At 63.3% G+C, this 15282-nt stretch carries 15 protein-coding genes and 1 pseudogene; 12 read left to right on the top strand and 4 right to left on the bottom strand.

The window, feature by feature from the left end:
* The 4 genes and pseudogenes from VKM35_RS13030 to VKM35_RS13045 all read right to left on the bottom strand — a co-directional run.
* Nucleotides 1-1010, bottom strand: a 1010-nt coding sequence (locus VKM35_RS13030) for a substrate-binding domain-containing protein (protein WP_324321506.1), incomplete at its 3' end; no start/stop codon positions are given.
* Nucleotides 1011-1106: 96 nt separating this feature from the next.
* The gene (locus VKM35_RS13035) at nt 1107-1961 is read right to left on the bottom strand and encodes a sulfurtransferase (RefSeq protein ID WP_324321509.1); all 855 of its coding nucleotides are present in this window, start codon (nt 1959-1961) and stop codon (nt 1107-1109) included.
* A pseudogene (locus tag VKM35_RS13040) lies at nt 1958-2760 on the bottom strand (NUDIX hydrolase). Before VKM35_RS13040 ends, VKM35_RS13035 begins: the two are co-directional and overlap by 4 nt.
* 48 nt (nt 2761-2808) lie before the next feature.
* A complete protein-coding gene (locus VKM35_RS13045; RefSeq protein ID WP_324321510.1) occupies nt 2809-3537 on the bottom strand; it encodes an FKBP-type peptidyl-prolyl cis-trans isomerase N-terminal domain-containing protein in 729 nt (242 codons plus the stop codon).
* A 144-nt stretch (nt 3538-3681) separates the two neighbouring features.
* Here VKM35_RS13045 and VKM35_RS13050 point away from each other — a divergent pair, with 144 nt between their 5' ends.
* The 12 genes from VKM35_RS13050 to phoU all read left to right on the top strand — a co-directional run bounded on the left by VKM35_RS13050 (nt 3682) and on the right by phoU (nt 15153).
* Nucleotides 3682-4464, top strand: coding sequence for an enoyl-CoA hydratase/isomerase family protein (locus tag VKM35_RS13050; RefSeq protein ID WP_324321511.1), 783 nt, complete (start codon nt 3682-3684; stop codon nt 4462-4464).
* A gap of 21 nt (nt 4465-4485) precedes the next feature.
* The gene (gene rsxC, locus VKM35_RS13055; protein WP_324321512.1) at nt 4486-5997 is read left to right on the top strand and encodes an electron transport complex subunit RsxC; all 1512 of its coding nucleotides are present in this window, start codon (nt 4486-4488) and stop codon (nt 5995-5997) included.
* Complete coding sequence (locus VKM35_RS13060) at nt 5994-7043, top strand: RnfABCDGE type electron transport complex subunit D (protein ID WP_324321514.1); 1050 nt, start codon at nt 5994-5996, stop codon at nt 7041-7043. Before rsxC ends, VKM35_RS13060 begins: the two co-directional genes overlap by 4 nt.
* Nucleotides 7040-7714 carry an electron transport complex subunit RsxG gene (gene rsxG / locus VKM35_RS13065; protein WP_324321516.1) on the top strand — a complete coding sequence of 225 codons (675 nt, stop codon included), beginning with the start codon at nt 7040-7042 and terminating at the stop codon, nt 7712-7714. Before VKM35_RS13060 ends, rsxG begins: the two co-directional genes overlap by 4 nt.
* Nucleotides 7711-8370: an electron transport complex subunit E gene (locus VKM35_RS13070; RefSeq protein WP_324321517.1), complete on the top strand. Its 660-nt coding sequence runs from the start codon at nt 7711-7713 to the stop codon at nt 8368-8370. The genes rsxG and VKM35_RS13070 overlap by 4 nt, the downstream gene beginning before the upstream one ends.
* Nucleotides 8367-9002, top strand: a complete 636-nt coding sequence (nth, locus tag VKM35_RS13075; RefSeq protein ID WP_324321519.1) for an endonuclease III — start codon at nt 8367-8369, stop codon at nt 9000-9002. Before VKM35_RS13070 ends, nth begins: the two co-directional genes overlap by 4 nt.
* A gap of 120 nt (nt 9003-9122) precedes the next feature.
* Nucleotides 9123-10412: an OprO/OprP family phosphate-selective porin gene (locus VKM35_RS13080; RefSeq protein ID WP_324321521.1), complete on the top strand. Its 1290-nt coding sequence runs from the start codon at nt 9123-9125 to the stop codon at nt 10410-10412.
* A gap of 79 nt (nt 10413-10491) precedes the next feature.
* Nucleotides 10492-11577 carry a phosphate ABC transporter substrate-binding protein PstS gene (gene pstS / locus VKM35_RS13085; protein ID WP_324321522.1) on the top strand — a complete coding sequence of 362 codons (1086 nt, stop codon included), beginning with the start codon at nt 10492-10494 and terminating at the stop codon, nt 11575-11577.
* Nucleotides 11578-11662: 85 nt separating this feature from the next.
* The gene (pstC, locus tag VKM35_RS13090; protein ID WP_324321523.1) at nt 11663-12634 is read left to right on the top strand and encodes a phosphate ABC transporter permease subunit PstC; all 972 of its coding nucleotides are present in this window, start codon (nt 11663-11665) and stop codon (nt 12632-12634) included.
* On the top strand, nt 12634-13494 hold the full coding sequence (gene pstA, locus VKM35_RS13095; protein WP_324321525.1) for a phosphate ABC transporter permease PstA: 861 nt from the start codon (nt 12634-12636) through the stop codon (nt 13492-13494). The genes pstC and pstA overlap by 1 nt, the downstream gene beginning before the upstream one ends.
* A complete protein-coding gene (gene pstB, locus VKM35_RS13100; RefSeq protein WP_414636662.1) occupies nt 13487-14302 on the top strand; it encodes a phosphate ABC transporter ATP-binding protein PstB in 816 nt (271 codons plus the stop codon). The genes pstA and pstB overlap by 8 nt, the downstream gene beginning before the upstream one ends.
* 155 nt (nt 14303-14457) lie before the next feature.
* Nucleotides 14458-15153 (top strand): phosphate signaling complex protein PhoU, encoded by a 696-nt coding sequence (gene phoU, locus VKM35_RS13105; protein ID WP_324321528.1) that lies wholly within the window; start codon nt 14458-14460, stop codon nt 15151-15153.
* Nucleotides 15154-15282 lie beyond the last annotated feature (129 nt).

A 15282-nucleotide genomic window follows, 5' to 3' on the forward strand; every position in this document is an offset into this window, starting at 1 on the left:
AATTCGTCGCTGAAATGAATGCTCATCGATAGTCGGTCCGCGCCCGCAACGATATCGTCATAGGATTTCGGCAACGTGCCTGCGACAGGTGCGCGATACGCGGCGGGCACCATCGCGACAAAGCCGTGACTGGCAAGCAGGCGTTGACCCTCGTCGGAAACCGCGTAGTCGACAAAGCCGCGACCCAGCGCCGTGATCAATTGCCCACTGTAGAAATACAGGCGACGAACGAGTGGGTACTCCTCGGTCATCACATTGAGGCGATCCGGAACGACATCACGCCCGACTACTTTCATTGCAAGACCGCGCACACCCGATGCCGGCGCGCCGAACTCAATGACGCCGATCGCCAGCGGGTCGACGGCGACGGCGCGGACGATCTGCGCCGAGCTCGCCAGGCGATGCGCATTCGTCGTCGGGCTGGTTGCGAGCAATTGCGCTTGCATCTCGGCCAGGCCGGTGCCGTTGGCGGCCAGTTGCAGGTGGATCGCGCCGGGCTTTCCGCCGAGTTGCGACCAATCGGTGATGCGGCCGGACACGATTTTCGTCAGCGTCGCCCGATCGATGGCGGCTAGCGGATTGCCTGGATGCACGACGACCACCATAGCTTGCAACGCCACCACGTATTCCTGTTCGGGCGAATGCAGGCGGCCCAGCTGCCAACCGGCATCCTCTTCCTTCGCGGTCAACGGCCGCGACAGCATCGCCAATTCGGTGTTGCCTTCGACCAGATCGTTGAAGCCGCTCGCGCTGCCTTTACCATCGACTTCCACCATCAGCGACTCGCCATCGCGACTGCCACTGATTTCGCGCAATGAATTCGGACGCGCGCGCTCCGCCAAGCCCCGATAGCCGATTTTCTCCATCCAGCCGCGCACCAGTACCGGCACGATTTTCTCGCCAATCGCATTCGAACCATGGATGCGCACCACGTCCTGCGCATGCGTCTGGCCAACAAAACCTGCGAGCAAGGCAATGGCGACAAGACAGGAATGGAGGATCGCGCGCATGAAATTCTGCCGAGAGAAAAGACCGGCGGAGTCTTCGCGATTTCCATGTATTTAAGATGACATGCGGGCGGCACGAGAGTGCGCCACGGCGGATTTTCAGCCGCGCGCGATCGCCCGCGAGCCGTCGCTTATCCATCCACTCCATGAGGGCGGGAATATCCGCGCTCCATGCAGGCCGGCATATTCCATCGCCAGAAGGTTGTGGCAGGCGGTAACGCCGGAGCCGCAGTACAGAACGACCTCGGCAGGTGCATGCGCGGAGATCAGCGCAGAAAATTCTGCGCGCAGATCAGCAGCAGGTTTGAAGCGACCATCGCGCAGATTAGCCGAATAAGGCCGGTTGAGCGCGCCCGGAATATGCCCGGCCGCCTTGTCCAACGGTTCGACTTCGCCGCGATAACGTTCCGGCGCACGCGCATCCAGAGCGCAGACGTTTCCTGCGGTTTCGAGCTGCAGCAGATCTTCGATGCGGGCGATCTGCGCTTCGTCGTACTGGGCGACATAACTGCCCGGCGCCACGATCGGCATCGTCGATTCGAGCGGCAGATCCAATGCTTGCCAACGCGCGAATCCGCCATCGAGAACCGCGACGCGCTCGTGGCCCAGCAATTTCAGCAACCACCAGAACCGCGCCGCTGCCATGGCGCCATCGCCGGCGTCGTAGGCAACGACTTGCGAATCCGCGGAAATACCGAGGCGTTCAAGCGTTGCGCAAAATGCCGCCGCATCGGGCAGCGGATGCCGACCTTCGCTGGCGGGCTTGTGATGATCGGAAAGATCACGATCCAGATGCGCATAACCGGCGCCAGGCAGGTGGCTGACACGCCATGCGGTTTCGCCGGCGTCGGCATCGGCACCCGCCAGCACGAAACGGCAATCGACCAGGCGCAGATTTTCTGCCGCGAGCGCAGCGACCAATTGTTCAGAGGAAACCAGCGTCGTCCAGTTCATGACCGCTCCAGTCGTTCGCGGAAATTCACCAACATCGCGGCGGTCGCGCCCCAGATGCGATGCGTGCCGTATTGGAACTCGATCAGCGTGCGCTTGCCACCAAGATAGTCCACTTCGTAGGCGCGCGCGTTGGCCGGTTCCATCAGATAGGCGAAGGGCGTCTCGAACGCTTCGGCGACTTCGGAAGGATCGATGACCGGCGAGAATGCCGCGTCGATGCGGGCGACGATGGGAAACACATGGAAGCCGGTGATGGTAACGAACGGATCGAGATAGCCGAGCGGCTCCGCCAACGCTGCTGGCAGACCGACTTCCTCCTGTGATTCACGCAGGGCGGCGGCGATCGGCGAGGCGTCATCGGGTTCGATGCGACCGCCGGGAAAACTGATCTGCCCAGCATGGTGACGCAGAGCTTCGGTACGCCGGGTCAGCAACACCTGCATGCCGTCGCCGCGATCGATCAAACCTACCAGCACAGCCGCAGGACGCAGCGAACGGCCTTGGTCAGGCAGCAAGTCAATCAGTTGAGCATGATTCCAGCCCGGGCCGGAGGGCGGCGATGCGAGCGGATGAAGGGCGCGGGGAAGTCTTTCGAGAAGACGGAGCGCGTGGCTCACACCCGCTGCGCCTCGCGCAGGGGCAGCACCGCTTCCATCAGGTGCAGGCGCTCGTCGTCATTCATCTGTGACCAACGGGCGATTTCCGCGGAGCTGCGATGGCAGCCTTCGCACAACCCCTCCTCATCCAACGAGCAGATGCCCACACAGGGACTGAGGACGGCGCGGAAGTGAATACTCATTGCGAATCGCTGCCTCGCGCCGGGTTGCCGGCGCGAGGACAGACAGTCTTACTTGGTGCCGATCAGCTTGACGTCGAAGATCAGGACCTGGGCCGGACCGCCCGGACCACGCGGATCGTTGCCGAATGCCTTTTCCGGCGGCAGGAAAACTTCCCAACGCGAACCGACCGGCATCATCGGGATGATGTCCTTGAGGCCGGCAACCGGCAGATCGCTGACCTTGTAGGAAACCGGCTGCGCGTTCTGCGAAGCGTAGGTGTTGGCGAACTGCTGACCAGAAGAGATCGAACCCATCAGGTGCAGCTGCACCGTGCTGGCGGCGGTCGGCTTGACGCCGGTGCCGGTCTCGATGACGCGGTACTGGATGCCGTTCGGCAACACGGTCACGCCGGTCTTGACGCGATTGGCGGCGAGGAAGGCGTCGGACTTGCTCTTGTTTTCGCGCGTGACGCGCTCGAGCTCAGCCTTCTGCTGGCCAACCATCTTCTGTTCGAACTGTTGCAGCGCGGCTTCGAGCTTGTCGCCCGGCATCGTCGGCTGACGCTTGGCGTAGCCGTCCTGAAGCGCGCGAATGATGGTGTTGACGTCGAGATCCGATTTGGATTCGGCAAGATTGGAACCGTACTCGTAACCAAGTGCGTAGCTGAGAGTGGTTCGGTCGGAGGCTGCCGGTGCGGCGGCAGGCGCGGCAGCGGCGGGAGCAGCAGTCTGGGCCAGGGCAACGCCGGAGCTCAGGGTGAGGACGGCCAAGGTGGCGGCCAGCAAACGCAACTTCATTACGAAACCTCCAAGTGTGGAAACGGGGCGGTATGCCGCCCCGGTGGACGCGCTAGGATACCGGCCCAAAGGCTTAACCGCCACTGAGGCGACCCGGCGCGAAGCCCCAGACAACGACCTTTTAACGAAGTTCCCGGAGTACCCATGGCTTTTCAGAATTTGCTGATCGAAGACAGCGGCGCCGTGCGCCTGATCACCTTGAATCGCCCGGACAAACTCAATGCCCTGGACCGGACCACGCTGGCCGAGCTGCACCAGGCCTTCGACCAAGCCGCGTCCGCTGAAAGCGTGCGCGTAGTCGTGCTGACCGGCGCGGGTTCAAAGGCTTTCGTCGCGGGCGCGGACATCTCGGAAATGAGTCCGCTGACCCCGGTCCAGGCACGCGATTTTTCCCGCTTTGGTCAGCAACTCATGACCCGGATAGAACAACTCGGCAAGCCGGTGATCGCGATGATCAATGGTTTCGCCCTGGGCGGCGGACTGGAATTGGCCATGGCCTGTCACCTGCGCATCGCCGCCGACACCGCCAAACTGGGCCAGCCAGAGGTGAATCTGGGTCTGATTCCGGGCTTTGGCGGTACGCAGCGCTTGCTGCGCCTGGCTGGACGCGGCGCAGCGCTGGAGCTGTGCCTGCTCGGCCAGCAAATCGATGCTGCGCGCGCACTGGCATTGAACGTCGTCACCCGCATCGTTCCGAGCGAACAACTCTCTGCGGAAACCATGAAACTCGCCGAACAACTGGCCGCCGCTGCGCCGCAGGCCTTGCGTGGCGTCCTCGACGCCGTGGTGATTGGCGGCGAAGCCGGGTTGCAGGCGGGACTTGATTACGAAACGCAGGCGTTTGCCTTGGCGTTTTCGACCGAAGACATGAAGGAAGGCACCAGCGCTTTCCTCGCCCGGCGCAAGCCGCAATTCGTCGGTCACTGACGCCGGAACAGGACGATCGGCGTGTCCGCCACCGCAGCCCTGCGCCTGCATCGATTCCACGGCGGCCTGTCCCTGGAGCGGAACAAGTCGCAGGCATCGGCGATCCAGCCCTGCCCCTTGCCGGAAGTCCTGCACGTCCCCCTGCTTCAGCATGCTGGTAACGCTGCGATGGCCTGCGTGGACGTCGGCGATCGCGTCCGATGCGGTCAGCGCATCGCAATCGCCACAGGACTGGGTGCGGACGTGCATGCGCCGGCCGACGGCACCATCATCGCGATCGTCGCGGCGATACCCGATGTTCCCGATCATGCGCAAGCCCCGCATGTGCAATTGCGCTGCGCGAGCGAACAGGGGCCGCCGATCCGGCAGCCGTCTCTCGATCCCTGGAACGAAGACGTCGCCGTCCTGCATGCTCGCATCCGCGACGCCGGTTTGGTCGGATTGGGCGGCGCCGGATTTCCCACCGCGGAAAAAATTTCTCCCCGCTGCGATGTGCTGATCCTCAACGGCGCCGAATGCGAGCCGTATATCGCTTGCGATGATGCCCTTCTGCGCGAGCGCGCCAACGAAGTCGTGCTCGGTGGACGCCTGCTAGCGCGACTGATCGGCGCGCAATCCATTCTTCTGGCAATCGAGGATGCGATGCCCGCGGCGCTGGCTGCATGTGCTGCCGCGATCAGCGAAATCGCCGCGAACGATATCGCCCTGGTCGCCGTCCCGACGATCTATCCGGAAGGCGGCGAACGACAACTGATCGAGGTCCTAACCGGCAAGCAAGTGCCGCGCGGCGGCCTGCCACGTGATATCGGCGTGCTGGTGCAAAACGTCGCCACTGCGGCGGCGGCGTGGCGCGCCGTCAGCCTCGGCGAAATGCTGACCACGCGCATCGTCACTGTCACGGGGCGTGGTGTCGCGCGACCCGGTAATTTCGAAGTCGCCTTCGGCACGCCGATCTCGCATCTGATCGCGCAGGCCGGCGGCTACACCGATCTCGCTGCGCGCCTGTTGCTGGGCGGCCCGATGATGGGCAACGCGCTGCCGCATGACGACATTCCCCTCGGAAAGACCGACAACTGCGTGCTCGTTCTCGGTAGCGAGGACCTGCGCGAGACCGGTATCGAAATGCCCTGCATCCGCTGCGGCGACTGCGCCGACGTCTGCCCGGCGAAATTGCAACCGCAGCAACTGCTCTGGCATGCACGCAGCGGCGATATCGACCGCAGCGCCAGCGATGGAGTTTTCGACTGCATCGAATGCGGCTGCTGCGATCTCGCCTGCCCCAGCCAAATCCTGTTGACGCAGCATTTCCGCGAAACCAAAACCGCGATCCGCATCCACCAACGCCGCGACGCCATCGCTGTCGCTGCCGGCGAACGCCACGCGCGACGCGCGCAGCGACTGCAGCGCGAATCGGACGAGAAAGCATTGCGCGATGCCGAGCGCGCTAAAACCATTACATCGACCGACGCCGTGACTGCTGCACTGGAACGCGCAAAAGCGCGCAGACAACAAGCCAGGGACGAGCAGCCATGACGAAAACCTTTGATGTCGGTGCTGCGCCGCATCTCGCCAACCAGCGCAGCGTGACCCGCGTCATGGGGCTGGTGTTGCTGGCGCTGGTGCCTGGCGTATTCGCCACCGTAGTTTTTTTTGGCCCGGGCGTGATCTTCCAGATCGTGTTGGCGGCGGCTTTCGCGCTCGGCTTCGAAGCGATGATGCTTAAACTCCGCCGGCGACCGCTGCGACCTTTTCTCACTGATCTGAGTGCACCGCTCACGGCGGTGTTGTTCGCGCTTTGCTTGCCGTCGCTGGCGCCGTGGTGGCTGGCCGCGATCGGCATGTTCGCGGCGATTGTGATCGGCAAGCATCTGTATGGCGGACTCGGCTACAACCTGTTCAATCCGGCGATGGTCGGCTATGTGGTCGTGCTGATCTGCTTTCCGCGCGAACTCACACACTGGCTGCCGCCTGCCGGCTTGGAATCGCAACTGGGAACGCCCGGCTTTCTCGACAGCGCCGCTGCCATCATCACCGGTCATCTTCCGGCGCCATGGAATTGGGACGCACTCGCGCAGGCGACCCCGCTCGACACCGTGCGCGAGTTGTCCAATCGCGGCGAAACCATGGCCGAGATCCGCGGCAATCCATTGTTCGGTGATTTCGGCGGCAGGGGTTGGGAGTGGATCGCGAATTTTTATGCGCTCGGCGGCTTGTTCCTGTTCTGGAAAAAAATCATTCCCTGGCAGACGCCCGTGGCGACGCTGGGCAGCGTTGTGCTGGTCACCGTGCCGTTCTGGCTGTACGACGGCGATATCAACCCGTTTCCGCTGCAACACGTTTTTTCCGGCGCATTGGTGTTGGCGGCGTTCTTCATCGTCACCGACCCGGTCAGTGGCTGCACCACACCGCGAGGCCGCTTGATCTTCGGTGCCGGCGTCGGATTGCTCACGTTGAGCATCCGTCGCTGGGGCGCGTATCCGGATGGCGTCGCCTTCGCCGTGTTGTTGATGAACTGCGCCGCGCCCTGGATCGACCTGCACACGCGGCCGCGCATCTACGGAGAAATGCCGCCGCCATGAATGCCTTCCGTGGCCAGGCGATACGCGCGGCGTCCTTGCTCGGACTGATCGCGCTGTTCGCGATCGCGGTATTGGCTGGTGTGCATGCTCTGACGCGCGCCGACATCGCCGCCGCTGAAAATCTGGCGCAGCGACGCGCGCTGGCGATCGTGCTGCCGATGGATCGCTACGACAACGACGCGCTCACCGATATCGTTTCCGTACGGGCCGAAAGCTGGCTGGGCAGCGCCACGCCGATGACGGTGCGCCGGGCCAGGAAACACGGCAAGAATGCGGCACTGGTACTCGACGTGATCGCGCCCGACGGCTACGCCGGCCCGATCCACTTGCTGGTCGGCGTCGATGCCGGCGGTCGCATTACCGGCGTCCGCGTCACTGCACACCGGGAAACACCCGGACTCGGCGATACCATCGATGCGAGCAAGAGCGACTGGATCAAGCGCTTTACCGGACGCTTTCTCGGCAATCCTCCTGCCGAACGCTGGGCGGTGAAACGCGACGGCGGCGACTTCGACCAATTCGCCGAAGCGACGATCACGCCACGCGCCGTAGTCGCGGCGGTCAGCCGCTGCCTGCAATTCGTCGCGCGGCATGGTCGTGAAATCTACGCCGCGCCGGTGGGAACCACGCTGCGTTTCGACGACGCCCCGGAAAAGGCGCCTGTTCAATGAGTGAGTCTTCGCCGAAATCCATCCTGGAATATGGGCTGTCCAGCGGCAATGTCGGTCTGGTGCAGTTGCTGGGTTTGTGCCCTCTGCTCGCGGTCAGCAGCAATGCCGTGAACGCGCTCGGCCTGGGATTGGCGACCGCGCTGGCACTGACGATCACCAACACCCTCGTCGCGACGATCCGCAAAATCACTCGTCACGACGTGCGCATTCCGGTTTTCGTGATCGTGATCGCCACCGTCGTCACCGCGATCGAGTTGGCGATGCGCGCCTGGCTGCCGGAACTGCACGCGGCGATCGGACTGTTCGTGCCGCTGATCGTGAGCAACTGCGCACTGATGGGTCGTGCCGAAGCGTACGCGTCGCGCAATTCGCCGGCACGCGCGGCGCTGGATGGTTTCGCGATCGGTCTCGGCTTTCTCTGGGTGTTGCTGGCGATCGGCATGATCCGCGAACTGCTGGGCACCGGTTATCTGTTTGCCGGCGCCGGACAACTGCTGCATCTGCCCTGGCTGGAAATCACTGTCGCCGCTGGGTATCCGGGCTTCCTGCTTGCAACGCTGCCGATTGGCGCGTTCCTGGTGTTGGCCGGATTGATCGCGTTGCGGCAATGGCATCAACTCCGCCGCAACACCCGTCAAGGAAGCAACGACGCATGAAGCTGCAAGATCGTCGCGAACTGTTCGCGCGCCTGGCCGAGCTCAATCCGCATCCGAAGACCGAACTGGAGTACTCCTCGCCATTCGAACTGCTGGTCGCGGTGATCCTGTCCGCGCAGGCCACCGATGTCGGCGTCAACAAGGCGACACGCAAGCTCTATCCCGTGGCGAACACGCCGGCGAAAATCCTCGCGCTGGGCGAGGATGGCCTGAAGAAATACATCAGCACGATCGGCCTGTTCAACGCCAAGGCCGCCAATGTCATCGCGACCTGCCGGCTGCTGATCGAACGCCACCATGGCGAAGTGCCGCGTGATCGGGAATCGCTGGAGGCACTGCCAGGCGTCGGCCGCAAGACCGCGAACGTGGTCCTCAACACCGCGTTCGGCGAGCCGACGATGGCCGTGGACACGCATATATTCCGCGTCGCCAATCGCACCGGACTGGCTCCGGGCAAGACCGTGCGTCAGGTAGAAGACAGTTTGATTAAAGCGGTGCCGCCGGAATACCAGATGGATGCGCACCACTGGCTGATCCTGCACGGGCGCTACGTGTGCAAGGCGCGCAAGCCCGATTGCCCGCAATGCGTGATCCGCGACCTGTGCCGGTTCAAGCAGAAAACGATCGCCTGACTGGCGAAGGCGCGACCATCACGATGACGTCGCATCGCCGTCATATGTCTGGATTGTCACAATAACGAAACCTTTACGCCCTAACCTGCGCCGGTCTTCCAACACCCCGCAGGGATCCCCATGAAATTGCTGCCCAACCTTCTCGCCGTCGCCGTGCTCGCGGGTCTGTCCGCTCCGGCGTTCGCCGAAACCGAGTTCGACGTCATCGGCGGCTCGGAAATTTCCTTCGAAGGCCTGCTGCAGGCCGATTTCAACAAGTACAACGCCGACGTCGCACAGTTGGGCAGTACCGGCGGCACCACAGCCGGCGACGGCATCGACTACGACCAGGGCATGCGTCGCGCCGAGCTGGTGTTCAAGGGCAAGGGCCCGGGCATGTGGAGCTGGGTGGTGGGCTACGACGCCCGCGCCGACAAGTTCCTCGACGTCAACGTCAACTACAAGTTCAGCGGTTTCACCTCGCTGACGGTGGGCCAGTTCAAGCAGCCCAACAGCCTGGAAGAACTTAGCAGCACCAAGAACAACGATTTCATCGCCAAGGCGATGACCACCAATCTGCAGGGTCTGTCGCGCCGCGTCGGCGTCGGCATTACCACCGGTGGTGACAACTGGACGCTGACTGGCAGCGCCTTCACCCGCGAGCTGACCCGCAACCTCACCGCCGGCAACGGCTTCGGTGCACGCATCGCCTGGGCGCCGATCAACGAGACCGGCAACATCCTGCACCTCGGCCTGTCGGCAGTGGAATTCGATGCACGTGATGGCGGCAATGCCGTCGGCACCGCCAACTTCGATCGCGATGGCCGCGCGCGCTTCCGCGTGCGTCCGGACTCCGATCTGACCGGCACGCGCCTGATCGACTCGGGACAGTTCACCGACGCCAACAAGATCCGCACGCTGGGTGCCGAAGCCGCCTGGATCCACGGGCCGATCAAGCTGCAAGCCGAGTACATGAAGAGCAACATCTCGCGCGACAGCAATCCCGACTACGGCGCGGACAGCTGGTACGTCTCGGGCGTCTGGAACATCACCGGCGAGAGCTGGGGCTGGAAGACCGGCACGATCACCACGCCCCTGCCCAACGAGCCTGCCAGTGGCATGTGGCAGCTGGGTCTGCGCTACGACAAGGCTGATCTCAACGACGGCAACCTCGTGCCGGTCGCGGGCAAGCCGCCGCAGGTCGTGGGCGTGCTCGGTGGCAAGGAAGACAACATCACTGTCGGCGTGAACTGGTACTGGCGCTCGAACTTCAAGTTCTCGCTCAACTACGTGAAGGTCAACAGTGACCGCTACATCACCAAGACCAGCGCGACCTATTCGCTGGATCCGGCGCTCAACAGCCACACCTTCAACGCCGTGGTCGACGACAGCCCGAACATCCTCGAACTGCGCGCGCAGCTTTACTGGTAAATCCGGCCCGATGGCCAATTGCAAAGCCGGGCGGGCTCAAATCGCCCGGCTTTGTGACAGATGTAACCGGCTTGTCACATTGGTCCGCGACCATGCGCCCTGTCCGGCCCACCGCCTGCCTTTCGCAAGGAGCAACAACGTGTCCATGACGTTCAAATCCAACCTTCGCATGTTCGCCTTCGGCCTCACCGCCCTGGCCGGCATGAGCGCCCAGGCCGCCAATGTCACCGGCGCCGGCGCATCCTTCGTGTATCCGGTGATGTCCAAATGGTCCGCTGACTACAACAAGGCGACCGGCAACAAGATCAACTACCAGTCGATCGGTTCGGGTGGCGGTATCGCCCAGATCAAGGCCGCGACCGTCGATTTCGGTTCCTCCGATGCGCCGCTCAAGCCGGAAGAACTCGCGCAGTTCGGCCTAGGCCAGTTTCCCTCGGTGATCGGCGGCGTCGTGCCGGTGGTCCACGTCCCGGGCATCGCCGCTGGCAAGATCCGCTTCACCGGCCCGCTGCTGGCCAATATCTTTCTCGGCAAGGTCACTATGTGGAACGATCCCGCGATCGTCGCCATCAATCCCGGCCTGACCCTGCCCGCCACCAAGATCACTGTCGTGCATCGCTCGGATGGCTCCGGCACCACCTTCAACTTCGCCAACTACCTGGCCAAGGTCAGCCCGGAATGGAAAGCCAGCGTCGGTGAAGGCACCGCCGTGAAGTGGCCGACGGGCCTCGGCGGCAAGGGCAACGAAGGCGTTGCCGCCTACGTCAAGCAGCTCAACGGCGGCATCGGCTACGTCGAACTGTCCTACGCGCTGCAGAACAAGATGGCCTACGCCGCGATGCAGAACGCCGCCGGCAAGTGGGTCCTGCCCAGCGACGAGAGCTTCGCCGCCGCCGCCGCGAGCGCCGACTGGGCGCACGCCAAGGACTTCTACCTGGTGATCACCAATGCGCCCGGCGATGCTTCCTGGCCGATCACCGCGACCAACTTCATCATCATGTACAAGCAGCCCAAGAACGCCGAATCGTCCAAGGCCGCCAAGGAATATTTCCGCTGGGTCTACGCCAATGGCGACGCCCAGGCCAAGGCGCTCGACTACGTGCCGCTGCCCGCCCCGCTGGTCAAGCAGATCGAGACCTACTGGGCTGCCAACTTCAAGTTCTGAGTTTCATCGTTCGACCACACGCGCACCCTGACGGTGCGCGTGTTTTTTTCTGCAGCACGCCAACTTCTCCTCGCATAGATCCTCCATGACCAGCGAAGCCGCCACACTGCCTGCATCGAGTACACGCGAAACGACCGACAACCGCATCGACGCGATCTTCCGCGGCGGCGTCGCCGTCGCCGGTCTTTCCGTCCTCGCGGCGCTCGCCGGCGCGGCGCTGTCGATGCTCTGGGGCGGTCGTGAGGCGTTCGAAACCTTCGGCTGGAAATTCTTCACCACCGCCGACTGGGACGTTGGTGCGCGCAACTTCGGCGCGCTGGTGCCGATCTTCGGCACGCTGGTCACCGCGCTGATCGCGATGATCATCGCCGTGCCGGTGAGTTTCGGCATCGCGCTGTTTCTGACCGAAGTCGCGCCGACGAGATTGCGTGCGCCGCTTGCCGCCGCCATCGAATTGCTCGCCGGCATTCCCTCGATCATCTACGGCATGTGGGGCCTTTTCATCCTCGCACCGTATCTGGGCGAACACGTCTATCCCTGGATCAACGACAACCTCGGGCAACTACCGGTGGTCGGCCCGTTGTTTCAAGGCCCGCCGCTGGGAATCGGTATGCTCACCGCCGGACTCGTGCTGGCGATCATGGTCATCCCTTTCATCAGTTCGGTGATGCGCGAAGTCTTCCTGACCGTACCCAGCCGTTTGAAAGAATCCGCGTACGCACTCGGCGCAACCACATGGGAAGTGGTCTGGGACATCGTCCTGCCGTACACGCGTTCGGCGGTGATCGGCGGCATCTTCCTCGGTCTCGGCCGTGCGCTCGGCGAAACCATGGCGGTCACGTTCGTGATCGGCAACGCTTATCAACTCAGTGCCGGCCTGCTCGAACCCGGCACCTCGATCGCTGCGACCATCGCCAACGAATTTGGTGAAGCGGTCGATCCGCTGCACCGCTCGGCGCTGCTCGCACTCGGCTTCGTGCTGTTCGTGATCACCTTAATCGTGCTGGCGGCGGCAAAATTCCTGCTGCTGCGCCTGCAACGCCAGGAGGGTAAGTAATGTCTGCCGCCTCGGAAAAACTTTATCGCTACCGGCGCATGAAGAATCTGCTGGCACTGGTGTTGTCCGCGCTCGCAGCGCTGTTCGGCCTGTTCTGGCTGGTGTGGATTCTCTGGGTCACGCTGAGCAAGGGCATGAGCCATCTCAATCTTGGCCTGTTCACGCAGATGACGCCTGCGGCTGGCGAAGACGGCGGCATGCTCAACGCCTTCACCGGCAGCCTGGAAATCGGCCTGCTCGCGATCGTGATCGGTACCCCCGTCGGCATCGCCGCCGGCACCTACCTCGCCGAGTACGTCAATCACAGCAAGCTCGGCACCGTGATCCGCTTCATGAACGACATCCTGTTGTCGGCACCATCGATCGTGCTGGGCATGTTCGTCTACATCACCGTCGTCGTGCCGATGGGCCACGCCTCGGCCTTCGCCGGCTCGATCGCCCTGGCTTTCATCGCGCTGCCAGTAATCGTGCGCACCACCGACGAGATGCTCCGTCTGGTCCCGAGCACGATGCGCGAAGCCGCGCTGTCGCTGGGCATCCCGCAATGGAAGGTCACCGTGCAGGTGCTGTATCGCGCGGCCCTGCCCGGCATCACCACCGGCGTGCTGCTGGCGTTCGCGCGCATCAGCGGCGAGACCGCGCCGCTGCTGTTCACCGCTGGCGGCAACCAGTATTTCACCGCGAACGTGCTCGAGCCGATGGCCAGCGTGCCGACGGTGATGAACAACTTCGCGATGAGTCCGTTCGAGAACTGGAACGGCCTGGCCTGGGCCGCCGCTTTCTGCATGACGCTGTTCGTCCTCGCGCTGGGTATCCTTGCCCGCGCCATTTTGCTTCGCAACAAGGTCAGCCATGACTGATATGAATTTCGCCGCCGCTACCACCCTCACCTCGGCGACCGAACAGGTTTCCGCGCGCGCCAAGCTCAGCGCCAACAACGTCGACTTTTTCTACAAGGGCGCGCAGGCGCTCAAGGGCATCAACCTCAACGTGCCCGAGAAGAAGATCACCGCGCTGATCGGCCCGTCCGGCTGCGGCAAGTCGACGCTGCTGCGCGTGTTCAACCGCATCTATTCGCTGTACCCGGGCCAGGAAGCACGCGGCGAGGTGCTGCTCGATGGCGAGAACATTCTCGACCCGAAGTATTCGCTCAACCGTCTGCGCAGCAAGGTCGGCATGGTGTTCCAGAAGCCTGTGCCGTTCCCGATGTCGATCTACGACAACGTCGCCTACGGCATCCGCCATCACGAAACTCTGCCGCGCAAGGTGATGGACGAACGCGTCGAGCAGGCGCTGCGTCAGGCCGCACTCTGGGATGAGGTCAAGGACAAGCTCAAGAACAATGCGCTGGGTCTCTCCGGCGGCCAGCAGCAGCGTCTGTGCATCGCCCGCGCGATCGCGCTGCGCCCGCAGGTGTTGCTGTTCGACGAACCGACCTCTGCGCTCGACCCGATCGCGACCGGCAAGATCGAGCAGCTGTTCGCCGAACTCAAGCAGCAGTTCACCATCCTCATCGTCACCCACAACATGCAACAGGCCGCGCGCTGCTCGGACTTCACGGCCTTCATGTATCTGGGCGAGTTGATCGAACACGGCGTCACCGAAACAATCTTCACCAAGCCAACCAAGCAGCAGACCGAGGATTACATCACCGGTCGGTTCGGCTGAAAAACCACACTTCCGTCATTCCCGCGAAGGCGGGAATCCAGTGACTTTCGTTTTTCTTTCGATGTGCGAAAAAGACGCTGGATTCCCGCCTTCGCGGGAATGACGGAATTTTCCCCGCTTGATCCCTACGCTCGCCATTGCCTCGAGAACAGCCCATGACCATCCACGAACACATCGTCAAGAGTTACGACTCCGAACTCGAGCGCCTGTACGGCGAGATCACCCGCATGGGCGAGATCGCGACGTCGCAGCTTGATGCCGCGATCGACGTCATGGTCCGCCGCGACACCAAGGCCGCCGAACGCGTGGTCGCCAACGACGACGCCATCGACGCGCTCGAACACGAAGTCAGCCATGACGTGCTGCGCCTGCTCGCGCTGCGCCAGCCGATGGCCCGCGACCTGCGCGAGGTCTACGCCGCATTGCGCATTTCCGCCGACATCGAACGCATCGGCGACTATGCCGCGAACGTCGCCAAGCGTTCGATGGTGCTCAACCAGAGCTCGCCGGTCACCGCCGCACACGGCCTGCCCGGCCTGGCCAAAACCGCGAATGCGCTGGTGCGCGACGCCCTGACCGCCTTCCGCAACCGCGACGACAAGCTCGCGATGCAGGTCTGGCATCGCGACGCCGAGGTCGATGCGCAGTACACCGGCCTGTTCCGCGAACTGCTCACCTACATGATGGAAGACCCGCGCAACATCACTTCCTGCGCGCATCTGCTGTTCATGGCCAAGAACATCGAGCGCATCGGCGACCACGCCACCAACATCGCCGAGAACACCTACTTCCTGGTGCATGGCGAGATGCCCGCCGGCCTGCGCGAAAAGCGCGACCAGACCAGCCAGTAAGACGCCCCGGTTCCGACAAAAACCCGCCTTCTGGCGGGTTTTTTCTTGCGCTCCCGGGTCGATTCACGCTCGCCTCCGGCACGGCCAGCAGGGCCGGAACCCCACCGCCGCACGGGCGGCCGGAAGCCG

Origin of the sequence: Arenimonas sp., from assembly GCF_035312645.1 — a bacterium.
GTDB lineage: Bacteria > Pseudomonadota > Gammaproteobacteria > Xanthomonadales > Xanthomonadaceae > Arenimonas.